The following is a 16,692-nucleotide window of genomic DNA, read 5'->3' on the forward strand; positions in this document are numbered from 1 at the left end:
TCGGTCGTCGGTCACTCCTTCACCGGGGACGGGGTGGTCGGGGTCAGCCGTTCCAGGACCAGTCGGCGACCTCGGGCAGGTCGGTGCCGTGCTCGCGGATCCAGGCGTGGTGGCGGGTGCGGACGTCGGCCATCCGCTGGCGAACGGCGGCGGCGCGGACGGCCAGCCCCGGCACCCGGTCGATGACGTCCATGACGAGCCGGTAGCGGTCCAGGTCGTTGCGGACCACCATGTCGAAGGGTGTGGTCGTGGTGCCCATCTCCTTGTAGCCGCGGACGTGGAGGTTGGCGTGGCCGGTGCGGCGGTAGGCGAGGCGGTGGATGAGCCACGGATAGCCGTGGTAAGCGAAGATGACCGGCTTGTCCTTGGTGAACAGGCCGTCGTACTCGAAGTCGGGCATGCCGTGCGGGTGTTCCTCGCGGGGCATCAGGCGGGTCATGTCGACGACGTTGACCACGCGGACCGCCAGCTCGGGCAGATGCCGCCGGAGCAGGTCGGACGCGGCGAGGATCTCCTGGGTGGGCACGTCGCCCGCGCAGGCGAGGACGACGTCCGGTTCGCGGTCGCCGTTCGCGGAGCCCGCCCACTCCCAGATGCCGGCGCCCCGGGCGCAGTGGGCGCGGGCCTGGTCCAGGGTGAGCCAGTCGAAGCAGGGCTGCTTGCCGGCGACGATCACGTTGACGTAGTCGCGGCTGCGCAGCGCATGGTCCGCCACGGAGAGCAGGGTGTTGGCGTCCGGCGGGAGATAGACCCGCACGACGTCGGGGCTCTTGTTGAGGACGTGGTCCACGAACCCCGGGTCCTGGTGGGAGAAGCCGTTGTGGTCCTGGCGCCACACGTGCGAGGTGAGCAGGTAGTTGAGGGAGGGGATCGGCGCGCGCCAGGCCAGCTCGCGCGACGTCTTCAACCACTTGATGTGCTGGTTGACCATCGAGTCCACGATGTGCACGAAGGCCTCGTAGCAGGAGAACAGGCCGTGCCGGCCGGTCAGCAGATAGCCCTCCAGCCAGCCCTGGCAGAGGTGTTCGGAAAGGATCTCCATCACCCGGCCGTGGTGGTCGAGGTGTTCGTCCACCTGCAGGGTCTGCGCCTGCCACGCCTTGCCGCTGGCGTCGAAGACGGCCTGCAGCCGGTTGGAGGCGGTCTCGTCGGGACCCACCAGCCGGAAGTCGCGGCGGGCCGCGGTGTCCCGCATGACCTGTTCCAGCAGGTCGCCGAGGATCCGGGTGGGTTCGTGCAGGGTGACGCCCGGCTTGTCGACGGGTACCGCGAAGCGGTCCAGCGGGGCGATCGGCAGGCCGCGCACGAGGAGGCCGCCGTTGGCGTGCGGGGTGGCACCGAGTCGGCGGGGTCCGTCGGGGATGCAGGCGAGGACGTCGGCGACGGGCCGCCCGTCGGCGTCGAAGAGCTCCTCGGGCCGGTACGAGCGCAGCCAGGTCTCCAACTGCCGCAGGTGGTCGGGGTTCTCGCGCACCTTGGACAGCGGCACCTGGTGGGCGCGCCAGGTGCCCTCGACCGGGAGGCCGTCCACCTCGCCGGGGCCGGTCCATCCCTTCGGCGTGCGCAGCACGATCATGGGCCAGCGCGCCCGCTCGCTCACGCCGTCCTCGCGGGCGGTGCGCTGGAGCAGCGCGATCCGGTCCAGGGCCTGGTCGAAGGCGTCGGCCATGGCCCGGTGGACCTGGCGGGGGTCGTCGCTGGTGACGTGGATCGGTTCGTGGCCGTAGCCCCGCAGGAGTTCGTCGAGTTCGGACTCCGGGATGCGGGACAGCACGGTCGGGTTGGCGATCTTGTAGCCGTTGAGGTGCAGGATCGGCAGGACGGCGCCGTCGTGGACCGGGTCGAGGAACTTGTTGGAGTGCCAGGAGGCGGCGAGTGGGCCGGTCTCCGCCTCGCCGTCACCGATGACGCAGGTGACCAGCAGGCCGGGATTGTCGAAGGCCGCTCCGTAGGCGTGCGCGAGCGAGTAGCCCAGCTCGCCGCCCTCGTGGATCGAACCCGGTGTCTCCGGCGCGACATGGCTGGGCACACCGCCGGGGAACGAGAACTGCCGGAACAGCCGGTCCATCCCCGGGGCGTCCCGCGAGACGTCCGGGTAGGTCTCGCTGTAGCTGCCCTCCAGCCAGGAGTTCGCGAGCACGGCGGGGCCGCCGTGGCCGGGTCCCCAAACGCACAGCGCCTCCAGACCACGGGCTTTGATCACCCGGTTGAGGTGGGTGTACACGAGGTTGAGTCCGGGCGAGGTGCCCCAGTGGCCGAGCAGCCGCGGCTTGATGTGCGCCGGAGTCAGCGGCTCGGTCAGCAACGGGTTGGCCAGGAGGTAGATCTGGCCCACGGCGAGGTAGTTGGCCGCCCGCCAGTGGGCGTCCAGGGTCCGCACCTCCGCGTCGGTCAGTACGGTGCTGTCCTGGTGTTCGGCCTTGGTCATCGTGACTCCGTGGGTCAGCGGGCGGAGGTGTCGGAGGTGCGGGCCGGTGGGCGGCAACCGTGCCGCTCGGCGGTACGTCCAGCGTGGGGTCCGGCGTCCGCCTCGTGGGCCGAACGGCGCCGGTCGACCGGAACCGGCCGGTGGCGGGCGTCCGCCGGAGCGCGAAAGCGTCCGGCGCCTCGCGGTGGCGGGTGGAGCCGGGCGCCCGCCGCGGGTACGCCCTGCGGGCCCGCGTCGGCTGCCGCCCGGTGAACCCTCGTGCCGGACACGGCCGTCATGCCTGGTGCGGTACGACGGCGACGGGACAGTCCGCGTGGTGCAGCACGGCGTGGGCGACCCGGCCGAGCTGGAGCCCGGACTGGCCGTGCCTGCGACGGGCGCCGACGACGAGCAGGTCGGCCTCGGCGGACGCGTCGAGCAGCACCTTGCGCGCGGAGCCCTCGGCGGTGCGCCGGTGCAGCTGCACCGACGGGTGGCACTCCGCCGTGTCACGCAGTGCGGCGTCCAGAGCCTCGGACGCCCGCTGCTCGTGGAGGCGGGCCGGCTCTCCGGACACGAGCGGATGGCCGCTGCTCCCGTACGCCGGGCAGCGCCAGGCCCGTACGGCCTCCAGGGGGACCCTGCGCTCCTGCGCCTCCTCGAAGGCGAAGCGCACCGGCGCCGAGTCCCGGGGCTCGGCGCCGCCGACCCCGAGCACGATGCGCCGTCCTCGCCCCATGACCGCCCGGTTGTCGTGGCTGCCGCGCAGCACGACGACCGGGCAGTCGGCGCGGGCGGCGACCGCCAGGGCGACCGAGCCGAGCAGGAGCTCGGCGATCCCGCTGCGGCCCCGGGATCCGAGCACCAGCACGCAGGCGTTGCGGCCCTCGCGCAGCAGCGCGGCCACCGGCTCCTCGGGCAGCACGTCGGTGGAGATCTTGACGTCCACGTCGCGCCGGTGGGCCCGCTTCGCGGCGAGGTGCACGATGTCCTCGGCCCGCACCTGCTCCCAGGAGCGGCCGAGTCCCTCGGCGAGCGCCGGCCCCTCGTAGCGCTCCCACAGCGAGGCGTACACGAGCCGCAGCGGGACTCCGCGCAGGGCGGCCTCGTCCGTCGCCCAGTCCACGGCCCGCAGGCCGGCCTCGGATCCGTCCACACCCACGACCAGGGGCAGCTCCATGATCCTCACCTTCCTTCCGGGGACTCGGCGGCGGCAGGCGCGTGCCGCATGTCGACGAGGAATTCGTTGACCGGGGCCGGGGGGCGCGAAACGGAGACCACCCGGGTGCCCACGTGCGGCGCTTCGAACCGGTCCGGCCCGGGGTGGGCGGGCACCCGGCCACCGGCCCCTGCGACCACTGCGTGCATGGGTCCCCTCCCCGCCGGGTTCAGTGGTGCGGGACGACGGCGACGGGGGCGGCGGCGTGATGCAGTACGGCGTGGGTGACGGGCCCGATGCGGGTACCGACCGGGGAGCGCCGGACGCGGCGGCCGACGACCACCAGGGACGCCTCGCGCGAGGCGTCCACCAGGCCGAGGGCGGCCTGCCCCGACCGGGACTCCTCGACGACCTCGACCGCCGGGTACTTCTGCCGCCAGGGACGCAGTGCCCCGGTCAGCGCGGCGGCCTGCTGCCGGCTCAGTTCGGCGTGCAGCTCCAGGTCCGCCGGCAGTCCGTAGGCGTAGTAGGGCGGTGGGTTCCAGCCGTGCACCACCCGCAGGGCGGTGTCGCGCCGCGCCGCGGCGTCGAAGGCGAAGCCGAGGACGGAGTCGTCGGGGTGGTCGGTGTCCAGCCCCAGGACGACCGGCCGGTACGCGGTCGCGGCGGACGGGATGCCCGCCGGGTCCGCGGTGTGCTCGTCGGCGGCCTGCTCACCGGCCCGTACGAGGACGACGGGGCGTTCGGCGCGGGCGACGACGGCCTGGCCGACGGAGCCGACCAGGAAGCCGGTGACACCGCTCAGCCCGCGGGAACCGAGCACCAGCAGTTCCGCGTCCGCGGCCGCTTCCGCCAGCAGGTCGGCGGGGCGGCCGGTGCGCTGCTCGACGACGACGTCGAGTCCGGGGTGGCGCAGCCGGATGCCCTCGGCGGCCTCATGGGGAATGCGTTCGGTCCAGTGCCGCCGGATCCCTTCACCGGGGCCAGGGTCCTGGGCGACCGGCTCGGGGGCGGGCTCCCAGACGTGGACAAGGCGCAGGGGCAGCTCGCGGAGCCGGGCCTCGCGGGCCGCCCATTCGGCGGCGGCCCGGCTCTCGGGCGAGCCGTCCAGGCCTGCGGTGACGGTGCGGGACACGGGGTACCTCCTGGGGCGGGGCCGACGCGTCGGCGGTGGTGGGTCCGCGTCCCGGCGGGAGCGGACGCGGCGCAGCGGCCGCGGGTCCCCGCCCGGGGCCGACCCCCGGGCGGGGCGGGTGCGGGGCGGAACGGACTTCGGTCGCCCGCCCCGCCGAGGTCAGCGCAGCCAGCCGTGGTGGCGCACGAACGGCAACCGGGCCCACGGGCGGCCGAGCCCGAGGGTGTCGCCGGCGGCGGCCACGGCGAGCGCGATCAGGACGGCGGCGTAGACGAGGTGGTAATCCACGAACGGGTTCGTGGACATGCTGGCCGTACCGTCGGACAGGTGCTGGGCGGGCGGCCACTCCGCGATCCACATGAGCGCCATGAGCGCGGTACCGGCGACGGCAGCGAGGCGCAGCGCCACTCCGCCGACGAGGGCGAGTCCGACGCCGAGCAGGCCCACCATGAAGAGCCAGTCCGCCCAGGTGTCCCCCGCCCAGGAGTGGAAGGTGGACTCCATCGGCCCCGCGGCCACGCCGCCGAGGAAGCCCCGGGTGGGCGAGCCGCCGTCGATCCAACCCCGGCCCGACGGGGTCGCGTAGCCGAAGCCGAAGGTCTTGTCGAGGAACGCCCACAGGAAGACGAAGCCGGTGAGCACGCGCAGGGACGCGAAGGAGTAGGCCCGCACCGTGTGCGTGTCGGTGGTCGCCGACACGGCGGACCCGGAGGGGGAAGCGATCCGGTTCCCCTGCCGGGAGGGCAGGTGGAAGCCGGGGCTCCGGCGAGGGTTCTCGTGCACGGCCATGGCGGTGATCCCTTCGGAACGCGGAGGATGTCGGGCCGCTGCCTGACGTCACTCACTCTGGTCCGGGGCGAGGGTTTCGGCCGGATGCCGAAGGTCCGTGCGTGCAGGGCCGAACGGCCCTGATTGCAGCGCCAGTTGGACGGAGCGCGGTCGGCGGCGCCCGAACTCCCCGGCGGCCCGGCTCGCCGGCTTCCGGCTGCCGCGCCGCCGGCCGGACCGGGGCCGGGGGCTCACGCGCGTAAGGGCGGTACGGGGGGCTCATGCGCGTGCGGGCGGTACGGGGGGCTCACGCGTGTGCCGGCGGTACGGGGGGGCTCACGCGTGCGTGGGCGGTGCCAGCAGTCCCTCCGGGGCCGAAAGGTCCACCCGAAGGGGTCGGGCGGCCCCTGGCGACGGCGCGGGCCGCGGCCCACGCTGAAGTCGAGATCCTCGCCCCCGCCCCGGTCGGGCACCGGCCCGCCGAGGGCAGCAGTCCTCCATGGAGAGGTGGCGTCATGAACACCCACCCCACACCGAGCATGCTGCGGGCCCTGCCCGTCCGGCACCGGGAACGGCTGATCCGCACCGCACGGGAGGTGTCGTTCCCGGCGGACGTCCGGCTCTTCGAGGAGGGGGGCCGCGCCGACCGGTTCTGGATCATCCGTACCGGCACCGTCGCTCTCGACATGCGTGTGCCGGGTCGGCGGGCGGCCGTCATCGAGACCCTCGGACACAACGAACTCGTCGGCTGGTCCTGGCTGTTCGCGCCGCACGCCTGGCAACTGGGCGCGGAGACGACGACGCCCGTGCGTGCGTACGAGTTCGACGCGACGGCCGTACGGGCCATGTGCCAGGACGACCCCGAACTGGGACGGGCGGTGGCCCAGTGGGTGGGCGACATCCTGGCCCACCGGCTGCGGTCGGCCAGGACGCGACTCCTGGACCTGTACGCCCCGTACGGCAGCGGAGTTCTCCGCTGATCGCGCAGGAGATCCTCCCGTGGCTCCCGCGCGACGCAGCGGCCACGGCGTCCGCGCACCCCTGTCACCCGTACGTGTCCAGTCGGGGGTCCCTCCGGCCGGAGTGGGCCGGTCGGCCCTAGTGCGTACGGCCCCGGAGGGCGATGATCGTGCTGACAGCGGGCGCCGGGTCCGCGCTGCCCGAGGAGCGAGGGGTCGCCATGGCAGAGGCACGCACCTTCACGGAGCAACGTCCGATCCGTGTCTTCCTGCTCGACGACCACGAGGTGGTGCGGCGGGGCCTCTCCGACCTCCTGGACGCCGAGCCCGACATCACGGTGGTCGGCGACGCGGGCGATGTCGAGCACGCCCTCGTCCGGGGTCCTGCCTTGCGGCCGGACGTCGCCGTGCTCGACGTGCGGCTGCCGGACGGTGACGGGATCAGCGTCTGCCGGGAGCTGCGCAGCCAGATGCCCGAACTGGCCTGCCTGATGCTGACGTCCTTCGACGACGAGGAGGCCCTGCTCGACGCGATCATGGCCGGTGCGTCGGGTTACGTGCTCAAGCAGATCAAGGGATCCGACCTGGTCGCCGCCGTGCGCACCGTGGCCTCCGGTCAGTCGATGCTGGACCCTGCGACGACGGCCCGGCTGATGCGCTCGCTGCGCGCGGATCCCGTGCAGGCACCTGCCCTCTCCCCCGAGATGGCGAGCCTGTCGCCCCGCGAGCGGGACATCCTGGCCCTGATCGGCGACGGGCTCACCAACCGCGAGATCGGCAAGAAGCTGTATCTGTCGGAGAAGACCGTCAAGAACCACATCTCTCGCCTGCTCGCCAAGTTGGGCGTCCACCGGCGGGTCCAGGCGGCGGTGCTCGCCAGCCAGCTCGACCAGCCGGGCGCCAAGGACGATCCGGCACGTTAGCCCCGCCCCCGCCGTCCGCGCCGCCGGGAGGGTTGGGGCACTGTGCCCCCCGGGGACACGCCGTCCGGACGGTCGTACGTTCCGGACACCGACCGATGGAGGCCCCGGACGCCGTCCCGTGCGGCCGGTTCGGTCAGGCGGCGTCGGCGGCGTGCTGCTCCGGTCCGACCGCCGACCCGTCCCGGCCGGCATCCGCCACGAGCGACAGATGGCCCCGCCGCCGCGCGTGCCGCGCGACTCGCACGGGACCGAACATCTTCTCCTCGTACCGGTCCAGGACGAGCAACAGGCCCAGTAGCAACGGCGGCACACCGACAGCGATGAAAACCACGACAAGTCCCCTTCGGACGCCCTGGCTTGCGGGTAGCCCGGCTGTCGCCCGTCGAAAGTCACGGGCGGTGAAGGACGCGTGACCATGTCGTGGAGACGGTTCCGCGGGTTCGGGGCGGGCCCGAACCGCCCACGCGCCGGCCGCGGTTGCGCCCGCCCGGGACCGTGAGGCCCCCGGGCGGGCGGACCGCCGGGAGGTTACCGGCGCGGGCCGTCCTGCTCGTCGTCCATGACGCCCTCGGTGGCGATCTCCTCGTGGCGGACCCGACCGGTGACGGTCTCGTCCTCGATCCGCTCCTCGGTGGTCAGCCGCACGCGTTCCACCGGTACCGCCTCGGTCTCCACCACGGGGCGTTCCGCGTGGAGGGTGACCTCGTGCTCGGCCTCGGTGATCTCCGGGCCGGACAGGGAGTCGTCGAGATCGGCGTCGGTGATGCGCTCACGCTCGACGCGCACCTCTTCGTGCCGCAGCGGGACGGTGCGCTGGACCTCTTCCGTCACGACGTACTTGCGCAGGCGGGCGCGTCCCGTCTCGTACCGTTCGGCACCGACATGCATGCGCTCCTCGGAGCGGGTCATCGCGTCGTCGCCGCGCATGTCCGGACGTTCACCGGGAGTGCCTTCCGCGGCGCCGATCCCGGTGCCCGTGACGCCCGCCGTGCCAGCGGTGTCCATGGCGCCGGTCGTGTCCATCGGGTCGGCCGTTTCCCTAGGGTCGGCCGTGCCCATGGTGCCGGTCGGGCCCATGGGAATGGCCGTGCCCGTGGGAATGGCCGTGTCCGTGGGAATGGCCGTGTCCGTGGGATCGGCTGTGTCCGTGGGATCGGCCGTGTCCGTGGAGCCGGCCGCGTCGGCGGTGCCGGCATGGGCCCAGCCCTCACCGGGCCGGTTGGCCTGCTGCCAGGCATCGTCCCAGTCGATGCCGTAGTGCTCGTAGAGGCGGTGTTCATCGGCCTCCGAGAGGTGCCCCCCGCTGTCCACGTCGGTGTTGGGCGCGTCCTTGACCATGCTCTTGGCGTAGGGCACCTCCAGGTGCTCCTCCACCATCACCGCCTCGCGGATCGGTACGAAGGACTCACTGGTGCCGAACAGGCCCGTCTTGACACTGACCCATTCCGGCCGACCGGTGATGTCGTCGTAGAAGACGTGCTTCGCCTCGCCGATCTTGTTGCCGTCGGCGTCGTAGACGGGATGCTCCAGTACCGCCGGGATCTGCTCCTGCGTGATCATTCCTCAGCACCTTCCCTCTGTGCTCTCGCGTTCGGCTCCTGCACGGGTGACCGTGACCCACGGGGTGAAACACGACTAAAGGTGCGAATAGGGCGGGCCGTTGATCAGGCAACCAGAACGCGGAACCGTGCGGAGCGGGATGTCCGCACCAGGGCGTTGTCAGTGGTGACAGGCAGGATGACGCACATGACCACACCTGCAGCAGTGATCGTCGATGCCGCCGCCTACGCCCAGGCGGTCCAGGACGCCGTCAAGGCCTCTGCCGCGTACTACACGGGCGGCACCTCCGTGCTGGACGACGACACCTACGACCGGCTGGTGCGCGGTATCGCGGCATGGGAGGCCGAGCACCCCGACGGCGTGCTGCCCGACTCCCCCACGGGCAAGGTCGCGGGCGGCGCCGTCGAGGGCGACATCCCGCACACGGTGGCGATGCTGAGCCTGGACAACGTGTTCTCCGCCGAGGAGTTCACCGCGTGGGCCGCCTCGCTGGCCCGCCGGATCGGCCACGACGTCACCCGGTTCAGTGTCGAGCCCAAGCTCGACGGACTCGCGATGGCCGCCCGCTACACGCGTGGCCGCCTGACCCGGCTGATCACGCGCGGCGACGGGACGGCCGGGGAGGACGTCTCGCACGCGATCGGCACCATCGAGGGCCTGCCGGTCCGCCTGTCCGAGCCGGTCACCGTGGAGCTGCGGGGTGAAGTCCTCATGACCAGCGCCCAGTTCGAGCATGCCAACGAGGTGCGCACCGGCCATGGCGGCCAGCCGTTCGCGAACCCGCGCAACGCCGCGGCGGGCACCCTGCGCGCCCGGGACCGCGCCTACACCGTGCCGATGACGTTCTTCGGCTACGGCCTGCTGCCGCTCCCGGACACAGACCCGGACCTCGCCGCACGCCTGGGCGAACTCCCGCACGGCGAGCTGATGTCGCGGGCCGCCCGCCTCGGAGTGAACACCTCGGACACCACGGCCGCGTCCGGCGTCACCGTCGACACCGCCGAGGAGGTGCTGGCACGCGTCCGGGAAATCGCCGCGCTGCGGGCGGAGTTGCCCTTCGGTATCGACGGGATCGTCGTCAAGGCCGACCTGGCCGCCGACCAGCGGGCCGCCGGAGCGGGCTCGCGCGCCCCCCGCTGGGCCATCGCCTACAAGCTGCCCGCCGTGGAGAAGATAACCCGCCTGCTGGAGGTGGAGTGGAACGTGGGCCGCACCGGCATCATCGCCCCTCGCGCGGTCCTGGAGCCGGTCGAGATCGACGGCTCCGTCATCACCTACGCCACCCTGCACAACCCGGCCGACATCACACGCCGCGACCTGCGCCTGGGCGACCACGTGATGGTCCACCGCGCCGGTGACGTCATCCCCCGCGTGGAGGCCCCCGTCGCGCACCTGCGCACCGGCGAGGAGCAGCCGATCGCCTTCCCCTCCGCATGTCCGCGGTGCGGCTCCCCCATCGACACGGGCGAACAGCGCTGGCGCTGCGAGAACGGGCGCAACTGCCATCTGGTCGCCTCCCTTTCGTACGCCGCCGGGCGCGACCAGCTCGACATCGAGGGCCTCGGGGCCACCCGCGTCGTCCAACTGGTCGAGGCGGGTCTGGTGGCCGATCTCGCCGACCTGTTCACCCTCGGCCGGGACTCGCTTCTCAGCCTGGAGCGCATGGGCGAGACCAGCACCGACAACCTTCTCGCCGCGCTGGAGACCGCCAAGGGCCGCCCGCTGTCGAGGGTGTTGTGCGCGCTCGGCGTGCGGGGCACCGGGCGGTCCATGTCCCGGCGCATCGCCCGGCACTTCGCCACGATGGGCGCCCTGCGCGCAGCCGACGCCGCGGCGATACAGCAGGTCGAGGGCATCGGCACCGAGAAGGCGCCGTCCATCGTCGCCGAACTGGCGGACCTGGCCCCGCTGATCGACCGGCTCGCCGCGGTCGGGGTGAACATGACCGAGCCCGGAGCCACTCCGCCGGCCGCCGCGGCGGGCGACGCCGACGGCGAGCGGGAGGCGAACGGACCGGCGGGCGGGCCGCTGGCCGGGATGACCGTCGTCGTCACCGGAGCGATGACCGGCGCCCTGGAGAAGCTCAGCCGCAACCAGATGAACGAACTGATCGAGCGCGCCGGCGGGCGCGCCTCCTCCAGCGTCTCCAAGAAGACCAGCCTCGTCGTCGCCGGGGAGGGCGCCGGATCCAAGCGCGCCAAGGCGGAGGCCCTGGGGGTCCGCCTGGCCACTCCCGCCGAGTTCGCCGACCTGGTCGCCGACCATCTCGGCTGATCCCTCCCGGCACAGCACGTGGCACACGTCACATACACCCCCCGGTGGCGCAGGAACATCCTCAAACGGTTTATCGTTCATCTATACGTGGCTGCGGAGGGGACAGTGTCCCCGGGCCTCACCTCACGCCCATGGGGACGATCGTCCGGCTGAAGCCCCATGGAGCCTTTCGCCGCGAGGCGACCGCCCTCCGCATGTCACCACCTGTACGGCCCCGGCTGGTCTCCCCCGTCCAGTCGGGGCCTTTTGCCGCCCGCCTCCCCGTCGGACGCGTCCGCCGACGACGGCGACGGGCGAGGAAGGCGTGAAGTCCGCCTCCCGGGACACCCAGGAGTTCCGGCGGCCCGAACCGGCCGGTCGTCGCGAAGCGTCCACGGCATCGGGCCGGGAGAAGCGGAGCGGGGCATGTCGATCGATCTCGTGGGATTCCTCGGCGTCGTGATGCTCGCCTATCTGATTCCCGGCCCGGACTTCTTCGTCATCGTCAGAGCGGCCGCGCTGCGCCCCGCGCTCGGTCGTATGGCGGCGCTCGGCGCGCAGACAGGCCTGTGCGTCCACATGCTCGCCGCCGCGCTGGGCCTGTCCGTCGTCGCCGCACGGTCCCCGGCCGTCTTCACCGCCGTCAAGCTGGCCGGGGCCGCCTATCTCGTGTTCCTGGGGGTGCGGGCGGTGGCGGCCGCCCGGCGGGCCGCCGCGGAGCGCCGGGCACGAGCCGCCCCGGATGACGACGACCGCGCCCCGGTCGGCGGCGGGCCGGAACCAAGCCGTCGCGACGGCTTCACCCAGGGCTTCCTCACCAATGTGCTCAATCCCAAGGCCGCGCTGTTCTTCCTCAGCATCCTGCCGCAGTTCGTCGACGGCCACGGTTCGACGACCGGCCAGATCTTCTTCCTCGGCCTGCTGGACGTCGTCGTCGGCGTTCTCTACTGGCTGGTCCTGGTGAGCGCGGCGGCGCGGCTGCGGAGGCTGCTGGACCGGCCGGCCTTCCGCGACCGCTGGGACCTGACGACAGGCTGGCTGTTCATCGCCATCGGGATCGGTGTCGCCGCGGCCGACTGAGCCCGGGGCGCGGGCGGAGGTGGTCAGGGCGCGAGGGCCACACCGAGGGAGTCGGCACCCATCGGCTTCGGCGCGCCCTTCTCGTAGAAGACGTCCATGGTGGTGATCGTGAACCCCGCGTCCGTCACCATGTCGGCCGTCGGCCGGGTGAGGTGACAGCCGCCGAACAGCCGCTTGTTGACCGGCTCCAGGCGGTGCTGCCAGCGGCGGACACCCGGGTCCTCCTCCGGCGCGAGGCCGTGTTCGAGGAAGTGCAGGGTTCCGCCGGGCTTCAGCACGCGCCGCACCTCGCGCAGGGCGGCCCGGGCGTCGGGAATGGTGCACAGCGTCCAGGTGGACAGAGCGGCGTCGAAGCTGTCGTCCACGAAGGGGAGGGACTGCCCGTCCAGGCCGGCCCGTCGCACCGGGACGCTCGCCGCCCGGACGCGTTCACCGGCCAGCCGCCAGCCGAGGTCGGAGGGCTCGATCGCGGTGACACCGGTGACGGTCGGCGGGTAGTAGGGCACGTTGTGACCGGTCCCGAAGCCGATCTCGATCACTTCGCCCGCCAGGCCCTCGCAGACGCGGCGGCGGAGCGGCCCCGCGGTCTTGACCCCGCACGCGACGTTGATGATCCGCGGCAGCACTCGGTCGGCATAGCACCCCATGGCAGCCTCCGTGTCTTGTTTTCAGCATGGCACCGCGACCAGCCCCATGCATGCCCACTCGACGGCGGGCGACACCCGCCCCGCCCACGGCGGCGCGGCCCGTGAGAGCACTCGGCAGCCGGATGCGGCACGCCGCCGGCTCGGCCCGGCCGAAGGCGGTCCGGCTCGGCCGAAGGCGGTCCGGCTCGGCCCGGACAGGGCTACAGCGGGGCCATCGTGGCGAGGGCGGCGGCGATCACGAGGACGGCCACGCCGACCGCGACGCCACGGAGCCCGAGGCCACGCCCGGCAGCGCCGCGACTGCGCCGGCCCCGGTCCGCGGGAAGCGCCAGGCGCTCGCAGGAGACGCAGCGGTCGTGCAGCGGGACCGGGGAATCGAGCCAGTAGGCGCCCAGCAGTCGGGCGTGGCGTTGCGGGAGGGAGACATCGGTCATGACGGGGAGAACGAGTCGCCGCCGCGCCCGCCACGCCCCGGTCAACCAATTCGGCAGACCTTCATACATCCGGGCAATGTCCTGCCCGGAGGGGTTTATTCAGCCGGCCGCGCAGAGGCCCGTATCGGAGGCCGCTCTCGCCGGAATGCCGCGATACGGCGGCGCAGCACGCACCTTCGAATGTCCGCGGGCTGGTCGGAACCCGGCGGGTGCGCTCACCATCGAGGGTGGACCGCGCGGACCGCGGCGCCGGGCGTTCCGGTCCGGTTGGCCCCGGCGCCCCGCGGCCCGGCCGAGAGGACCGTCGAGGAGGGACCGTCATGCCCGAGACAGCGCCCCGATGGTGGGATGCGTCGGCCCCGAGGGGCGCCGCGTGAGCGCCGCCCGCATTCCCGGCCTGATCCTGCCGGCCGTCTTTTTCGTTGCTCTGGTCGTCGGCGCGGTGTGGTTCTGGCGCCACCGAGGGGAGTAGTCCGCGCCGGTGACCCGGCGCCTCCGCTCGGTGGCACCCCGGCGGGCGATCCCGCTCGCCGGCCGCGGCGCGGGGATCAGGTCCCCGGTTCCGGCACCAGCCCGCGCCTCGGCGGCGCCACGCCCACGCCGGCCGGGGCAGAAGCCTCCGGGACCGGGTGGGAAGCCGTCGGGGCCGAAGCCGCCTGGGCCTGGAACGCGTCGGCACGCACGTGCTGCATGACACGGCTCGCCACCCGGTAGCGCCCGTTGGGCAGATGGTGGGAGCGGGTGACATGCACCGCGAGCGGGCCGGCCCATTCGTAGCCCTTGCGTTCACCGTGGCGGGCCAGGCTGTCGATGAGCAACTGGTCGATCCGGTCGCCGTTCCGCTCCAGTTCCTCGATGACGTACTCGGCCAGTTCGACGTCGTAGGCGTTCGGGACGACCACCCGGTGCTCGCTGCACACGACGGCGTTGTCGTCGCACTCGCGGTGCAGGGCGCCGAGCAGTTCGACGGGTTCCTTGTGGCGGAGGTGCGCGAGCAGGGTGCCCCCGAAGCGCTCCAGCGCGCGTTCCAGACCGGTGAGGGTGCTCACGCTCTACCTCTCCTCCCTCTCCTCGAAGTCGTCCGGACGCACGTGGGCCTCTTCCAGCGCCTCACGGAGGGTGCGGCCGGTGCCACCCTGCTCGGGCGGCCGCGCCGCGCCGCCCCGGTCGTCCGGCGACTCGTCGGCGGTACCGGTCCTGGTGCGGTTCTCGTCGGGGACCGTCATGACTGCGTGCTCCTCGGGTTCGGTGATGACGTGTGGTTGCGCTTCCTCATCGCGGGTTCCCGGGCAGCGGGGGTCGACGCGTCCCGGGCCGGACCTACAGCAGGTCGCGCGGCACCGTCTCGTTCCAGGTGCGGGAGAACACCCGGCGGTCGCCCTCGTAGCCGTCCAGGGTGGCGTCCACGAAGAAGTCGCGCTCGTCGCAGCTGAGGCGGGTGTGCGTGACCACGCGTACGTCCCAGTCGTCACGCCGGAAGCGCATCGTCCAGGTGGACTCGCCGCTGGCCGAGGTGAAGTCGTCGGCGACGGCCGAGTAGCGCTCGTAGGCCCGGCGTCCGGCTTCCAGACCGATTTCGTCGAAGCGGACGACTCCCTGGTCCTTCACGATCTCCAGCTCGGAGCGGTAGTCGACCAGGTCCCGCTTGACCTCCCAGCGGGATTCGGGAGGCGCCACCTGCGTCACGCCGAGCGGCGGTGCGCCCTCCGGCTCCTCGAACGGGGCCGCCGGGAGTTCGTCGGGCGCCTCGGTCGGCCGGACGGGCAGCGTGAGGGTGCTGGTGCGCTCGTGGACCGTGAGCAGCGCCGGGCTCGGGGGCGGCCAGGCCAGGGGCCAGTACGACGTCGACAGGGAGAGCCGGACGCGGTGGCCGGGCGGGAACGCCTGCGCGACTCCGTTGAGCTGGACGGTCGCGCGGTAGCGGTGGCCCGGTTCCAGCGGTTCGGGGTTCTCCGTGTCCTCCCGCCGGGTGAGATTGAGCAGGCCGTACGTGACCCGGGTCGCCGCCCCGTCCGGGCTGACGTCGGACAGCCGCGCCGCGACCATCGCGACCGGCCGGTCGGCCGAGAGGTCGAGTTCCACGGTCGGCGAGCCGAGGATCTCCAGCCGCTCGGTCAGTGGCTCGGTCTCGAAGACGAGCGAGCCGCCGTCCTCCTCGCGCTGGTCGTAGGGCAGGTCCGGCGGTGCGTTGTAGGAGGCCCACTTGCCGGCGAACTGGCCCACGGACAGGGGCGAGCGCACCGTCATCGGCTCACCGGTGCCGGTCGGCCCGTCCTGCCCGGGAGGCTCGATGCGGTGCCGGGTCAGCGGATGGGTGACCGGGTGGATGTTGGGGGACGGCCACGTGGGTTCCGCGACCCAGCGGCCGGGGCGCTCCTCGTAGGACGTGGACGGCGGCACGCTGTCCTGCATCCAGGTCCGCAGCATGGGGCCGTCCATGACGCCGTTGTCGACGCCCTTGAGCCAGTGGTCCCACCACCGCACGACCTCCTGGAGGTAGCCGATGGCCGGGCCGGGTTCGCCGAGGTGGGGGAACTTGTGCGACCAGGGCCCGATCAGTCCCTTGCGGGGCACGTCCAGGTTGCCGAGCAGGCGGGTCACGGCGTTGGAGTAGCCGTCCGCCCAGCCGCTGGAGGCGAGGACGGGGCACTGGACGTCCTGGTAGTTCTCGGAGACCGAGGCGTGGCGCCAGTAGTCGTCGCGGCGCTGGTGGCGCAGCCACTGCAGGACCCAGGGATCGGTGTTCTCCAGGCGCTCGTGCCACATGTCGCGCCAGCGGTCGCCGACCACCGCGGGGTCGGGAGGACAGGTGGCGTAGGCGAACATGGTGCCCGCCTCGGCGAGGTTGTCGGACAGCATGGCCCCGCCCATGTAGTGCATGTCGTCGTGGTGCCGGTCGTCGGTGAACGAGGCGATGACGACGGCGCGCAGGCTCGGCGGGCGGCGGGCAGCCACCTGGAGGGCGGCGAAGGCGCCCCAGGACAGGCCCATCATGCCGGTGCCGCCGTCGCACCAGGGCTGCTCGGACAGCCAGGCGAGGACTTCCTCGGCGTCCGCCTGTTCCCGCTCCAGGTACTCGTCCTCCAGCACCCCTTCGGACTCGCCGGTGCCGCGCACGTCGACGCGGACGCAGGCGTAACCGTGCCCGGCGATGTAGGGGTGGTGGATGGAGTCGCGTACGGAGGTCAGGTCGCGCTTGCGGTACGGGATGTACTCCAGCACCGCGGGCACGGGCTCCTGGTCCGAGGACGTGGGACGCCAGATCCGCGCCGACAGCCGGACGCCGTCGGACATGGGGATCGTGACGTGTTCTTCTTCCTTCGTGGCGTAGGGCAGATTGCTCACGTAACGCATGTGGCAGCCGCGC

The 16,692-nt window shown here is 72.8% G+C and carries 15 protein-coding genes; 4 read left to right on the plus strand and 11 right to left on the minus strand.

Annotation, left to right across the window (positions count from 1 at the left end; translation table 11 throughout):
- Nucleotides 1-43: 43 nt before the first annotated feature.
- The 4 genes from ACZ4NT_RS03615 to ACZ4NT_RS03630 all read right to left on the minus strand — a co-directional run bounded on the left by ACZ4NT_RS03615 (nt 44) and on the right by ACZ4NT_RS03630 (nt 5,490).
- Nucleotides 44-2,428: a phosphoketolase family protein gene (locus tag ACZ4NT_RS03615; protein ID WP_121409198.1), complete on the minus strand. Its 2,385-nt coding sequence runs from the start codon at nt 2,426-2,428 to the stop codon at nt 44-46.
- Nucleotides 2,429-2,702: 274 nt separating this feature from the next.
- Nucleotides 2,703-3,587, minus strand: a complete 885-nt coding sequence (locus ACZ4NT_RS03620) for a universal stress protein (RefSeq protein ID WP_121409199.1) — start codon at nt 3,585-3,587, stop codon at nt 2,703-2,705.
- Between the two features lie 208 nt (nt 3,588-3,795).
- Entirely contained in the window at nt 3,796-4,701 is a 906-nt protein-coding gene (locus ACZ4NT_RS03625) for a universal stress protein (protein ID WP_467723134.1), read from the minus strand.
- Nucleotides 4,702-4,860: 159 nt separating this feature from the next.
- Nucleotides 4,861-5,490: a hypothetical protein gene (locus ACZ4NT_RS03630; RefSeq protein ID WP_467723136.1), complete on the minus strand. Its 630-nt coding sequence runs from the start codon at nt 5,488-5,490 to the stop codon at nt 4,861-4,863.
- Nucleotides 5,491-5,984: 494 nt separating this feature from the next.
- On the opposite strand from ACZ4NT_RS03630, the gene ACZ4NT_RS03635 reads away from it, so the two are divergent.
- Nucleotides 5,985-6,449, plus strand: coding sequence for a cyclic nucleotide-binding domain-containing protein (locus ACZ4NT_RS03635; protein WP_121409202.1), 465 nt, complete (start codon nt 5,985-5,987; stop codon nt 6,447-6,449).
- A 200-nt stretch (nt 6,450-6,649) separates the two neighbouring features.
- Nucleotides 6,650-7,351, plus strand: coding sequence for a response regulator transcription factor (locus tag ACZ4NT_RS03640; protein ID WP_183117246.1), 702 nt, complete (start codon nt 6,650-6,652; stop codon nt 7,349-7,351).
- Between the two features lie 133 nt (nt 7,352-7,484).
- Here the strand turns inward: ACZ4NT_RS03640 and ACZ4NT_RS03645 are convergent, their stop codons facing one another.
- Both ACZ4NT_RS03645 and ACZ4NT_RS03650 read right to left on the minus strand, forming a co-directional pair.
- Complete coding sequence (locus ACZ4NT_RS03645; protein ID WP_121409204.1) at nt 7,485-7,682, minus strand: hypothetical protein; 198 nt, start codon at nt 7,680-7,682, stop codon at nt 7,485-7,487.
- Nucleotides 7,683-7,879: 197 nt separating this feature from the next.
- Nucleotides 7,880-8,911, minus strand: a complete 1,032-nt coding sequence (locus ACZ4NT_RS03650; RefSeq protein ID WP_467723138.1) for a PRC and DUF2382 domain-containing protein — start codon at nt 8,909-8,911, stop codon at nt 7,880-7,882.
- A 186-nt stretch (nt 8,912-9,097) separates the two neighbouring features.
- On the opposite strand from ACZ4NT_RS03650, the gene ligA reads away from it, so the two are divergent.
- Nucleotides 9,098-11,185: an NAD-dependent DNA ligase LigA gene (gene ligA / locus ACZ4NT_RS03655; protein WP_467723139.1), complete on the plus strand. Its 2,088-nt coding sequence runs from the start codon at nt 9,098-9,100 to the stop codon at nt 11,183-11,185.
- 405 nt (nt 11,186-11,590) lie between these two features.
- On the plus strand, nt 11,591-12,244 hold the full coding sequence (locus ACZ4NT_RS03660) for a LysE family translocator (protein WP_121409206.1): 654 nt from the start codon (nt 11,591-11,593) through the stop codon (nt 12,242-12,244).
- A gap of 23 nt (nt 12,245-12,267) precedes the next feature.
- On the opposite strand, the gene ACZ4NT_RS03665 is transcribed toward ACZ4NT_RS03660, so the two are convergent.
- The 5 genes from ACZ4NT_RS03665 to ACZ4NT_RS03685 form a co-directional block, all read right to left on the minus strand.
- Nucleotides 12,268-12,891 carry a class I SAM-dependent methyltransferase gene (locus ACZ4NT_RS03665; protein ID WP_467723141.1) on the minus strand — a complete coding sequence of 208 codons (624 nt, stop codon included), beginning with the start codon at nt 12,889-12,891 and terminating at the stop codon, nt 12,268-12,270.
- Nucleotides 12,892-13,091: 200 nt separating this feature from the next.
- Entirely contained in the window at nt 13,092-13,325 is a 234-nt protein-coding gene (locus tag ACZ4NT_RS03670; RefSeq protein WP_147464452.1) for a hypothetical protein, read from the minus strand.
- Between the two features lie 548 nt (nt 13,326-13,873).
- The gene (locus ACZ4NT_RS03675) at nt 13,874-14,374 is read right to left on the minus strand and encodes a DUF3662 domain-containing protein (protein ID WP_467723143.1); all 501 of its coding nucleotides are present in this window, start codon (nt 14,372-14,374) and stop codon (nt 13,874-13,876) included.
- Between the two features lie 3 nt (nt 14,375-14,377).
- A complete protein-coding gene (locus ACZ4NT_RS03680; protein ID WP_183117247.1) occupies nt 14,378-14,551 on the minus strand; it encodes a hypothetical protein in 174 nt (57 codons plus the stop codon).
- A 94-nt stretch (nt 14,552-14,645) separates the two neighbouring features.
- The gene (locus tag ACZ4NT_RS03685) at nt 14,646-16,679 is read right to left on the minus strand and encodes a CocE/NonD family hydrolase (RefSeq protein ID WP_467723145.1); all 2,034 of its coding nucleotides are present in this window, start codon (nt 16,677-16,679) and stop codon (nt 14,646-14,648) included.
- Between the last annotated feature and the right edge of the window lie 13 nt (nt 16,680-16,692).

It is taken from the genome of Streptomyces sp. NPDC026417 (genome assembly GCF_055567695.1).

Coding starts and splice junctions, on each gene's coding strand:
- ACZ4NT_RS03615 (WP_121409198.1), bottom strand. CDS start 2,428: ATGACCAAGGCCGAACACCAGGACAGCACCGTACTGACCGACGCGGAG.
- ACZ4NT_RS03620 (WP_121409199.1), bottom strand. CDS start 3,587: ATGGAGCTGCCCCTGGTCGTGGGTGTGGACGGATCCGAGGCCGGCCTG.
- ACZ4NT_RS03630 (WP_467723136.1), bottom strand. CDS start 5,490: ATGGCCGTGCACGAGAACCCTCGCCGGAGCCCCGGCTTCCACCTGCCC.
- ACZ4NT_RS03635 (WP_121409202.1), top strand. CDS start 5,985: ATGAACACCCACCCCACACCGAGCATGCTGCGGGCCCTGCCCGTCCGG.
- ACZ4NT_RS03640 (WP_183117246.1), top strand. CDS start 6,650: ATGGCAGAGGCACGCACCTTCACGGAGCAACGTCCGATCCGTGTCTTC.
- ACZ4NT_RS03650 (WP_467723138.1), bottom strand. CDS start 8,911: ATGATCACGCAGGAGCAGATCCCGGCGGTACTGGAGCATCCCGTCTAC.
- ligA (WP_467723139.1), top strand. CDS start 9,098: ATGACCACACCTGCAGCAGTGATCGTCGATGCCGCCGCCTACGCCCAG.
- ACZ4NT_RS03660 (WP_121409206.1), top strand. CDS start 11,591: ATGTCGATCGATCTCGTGGGATTCCTCGGCGTCGTGATGCTCGCCTAT.
- ACZ4NT_RS03665 (WP_467723141.1), bottom strand. CDS start 12,891: ATGGGGTGCTATGCCGACCGAGTGCTGCCGCGGATCATCAACGTCGCG.
- ACZ4NT_RS03670 (WP_147464452.1), bottom strand. CDS start 13,325: ATGACCGATGTCTCCCTCCCGCAACGCCACGCCCGACTGCTGGGCGCC.
- ACZ4NT_RS03680 (WP_183117247.1), bottom strand. CDS start 14,551: ATGACGGTCCCCGACGAGAACCGCACCAGGACCGGTACCGCCGACGAG.
- ACZ4NT_RS03685 (WP_467723145.1), bottom strand. CDS start 16,679: ATGCGTTACGTGAGCAATCTGCCCTACGCCACGAAGGAAGAAGAACAC.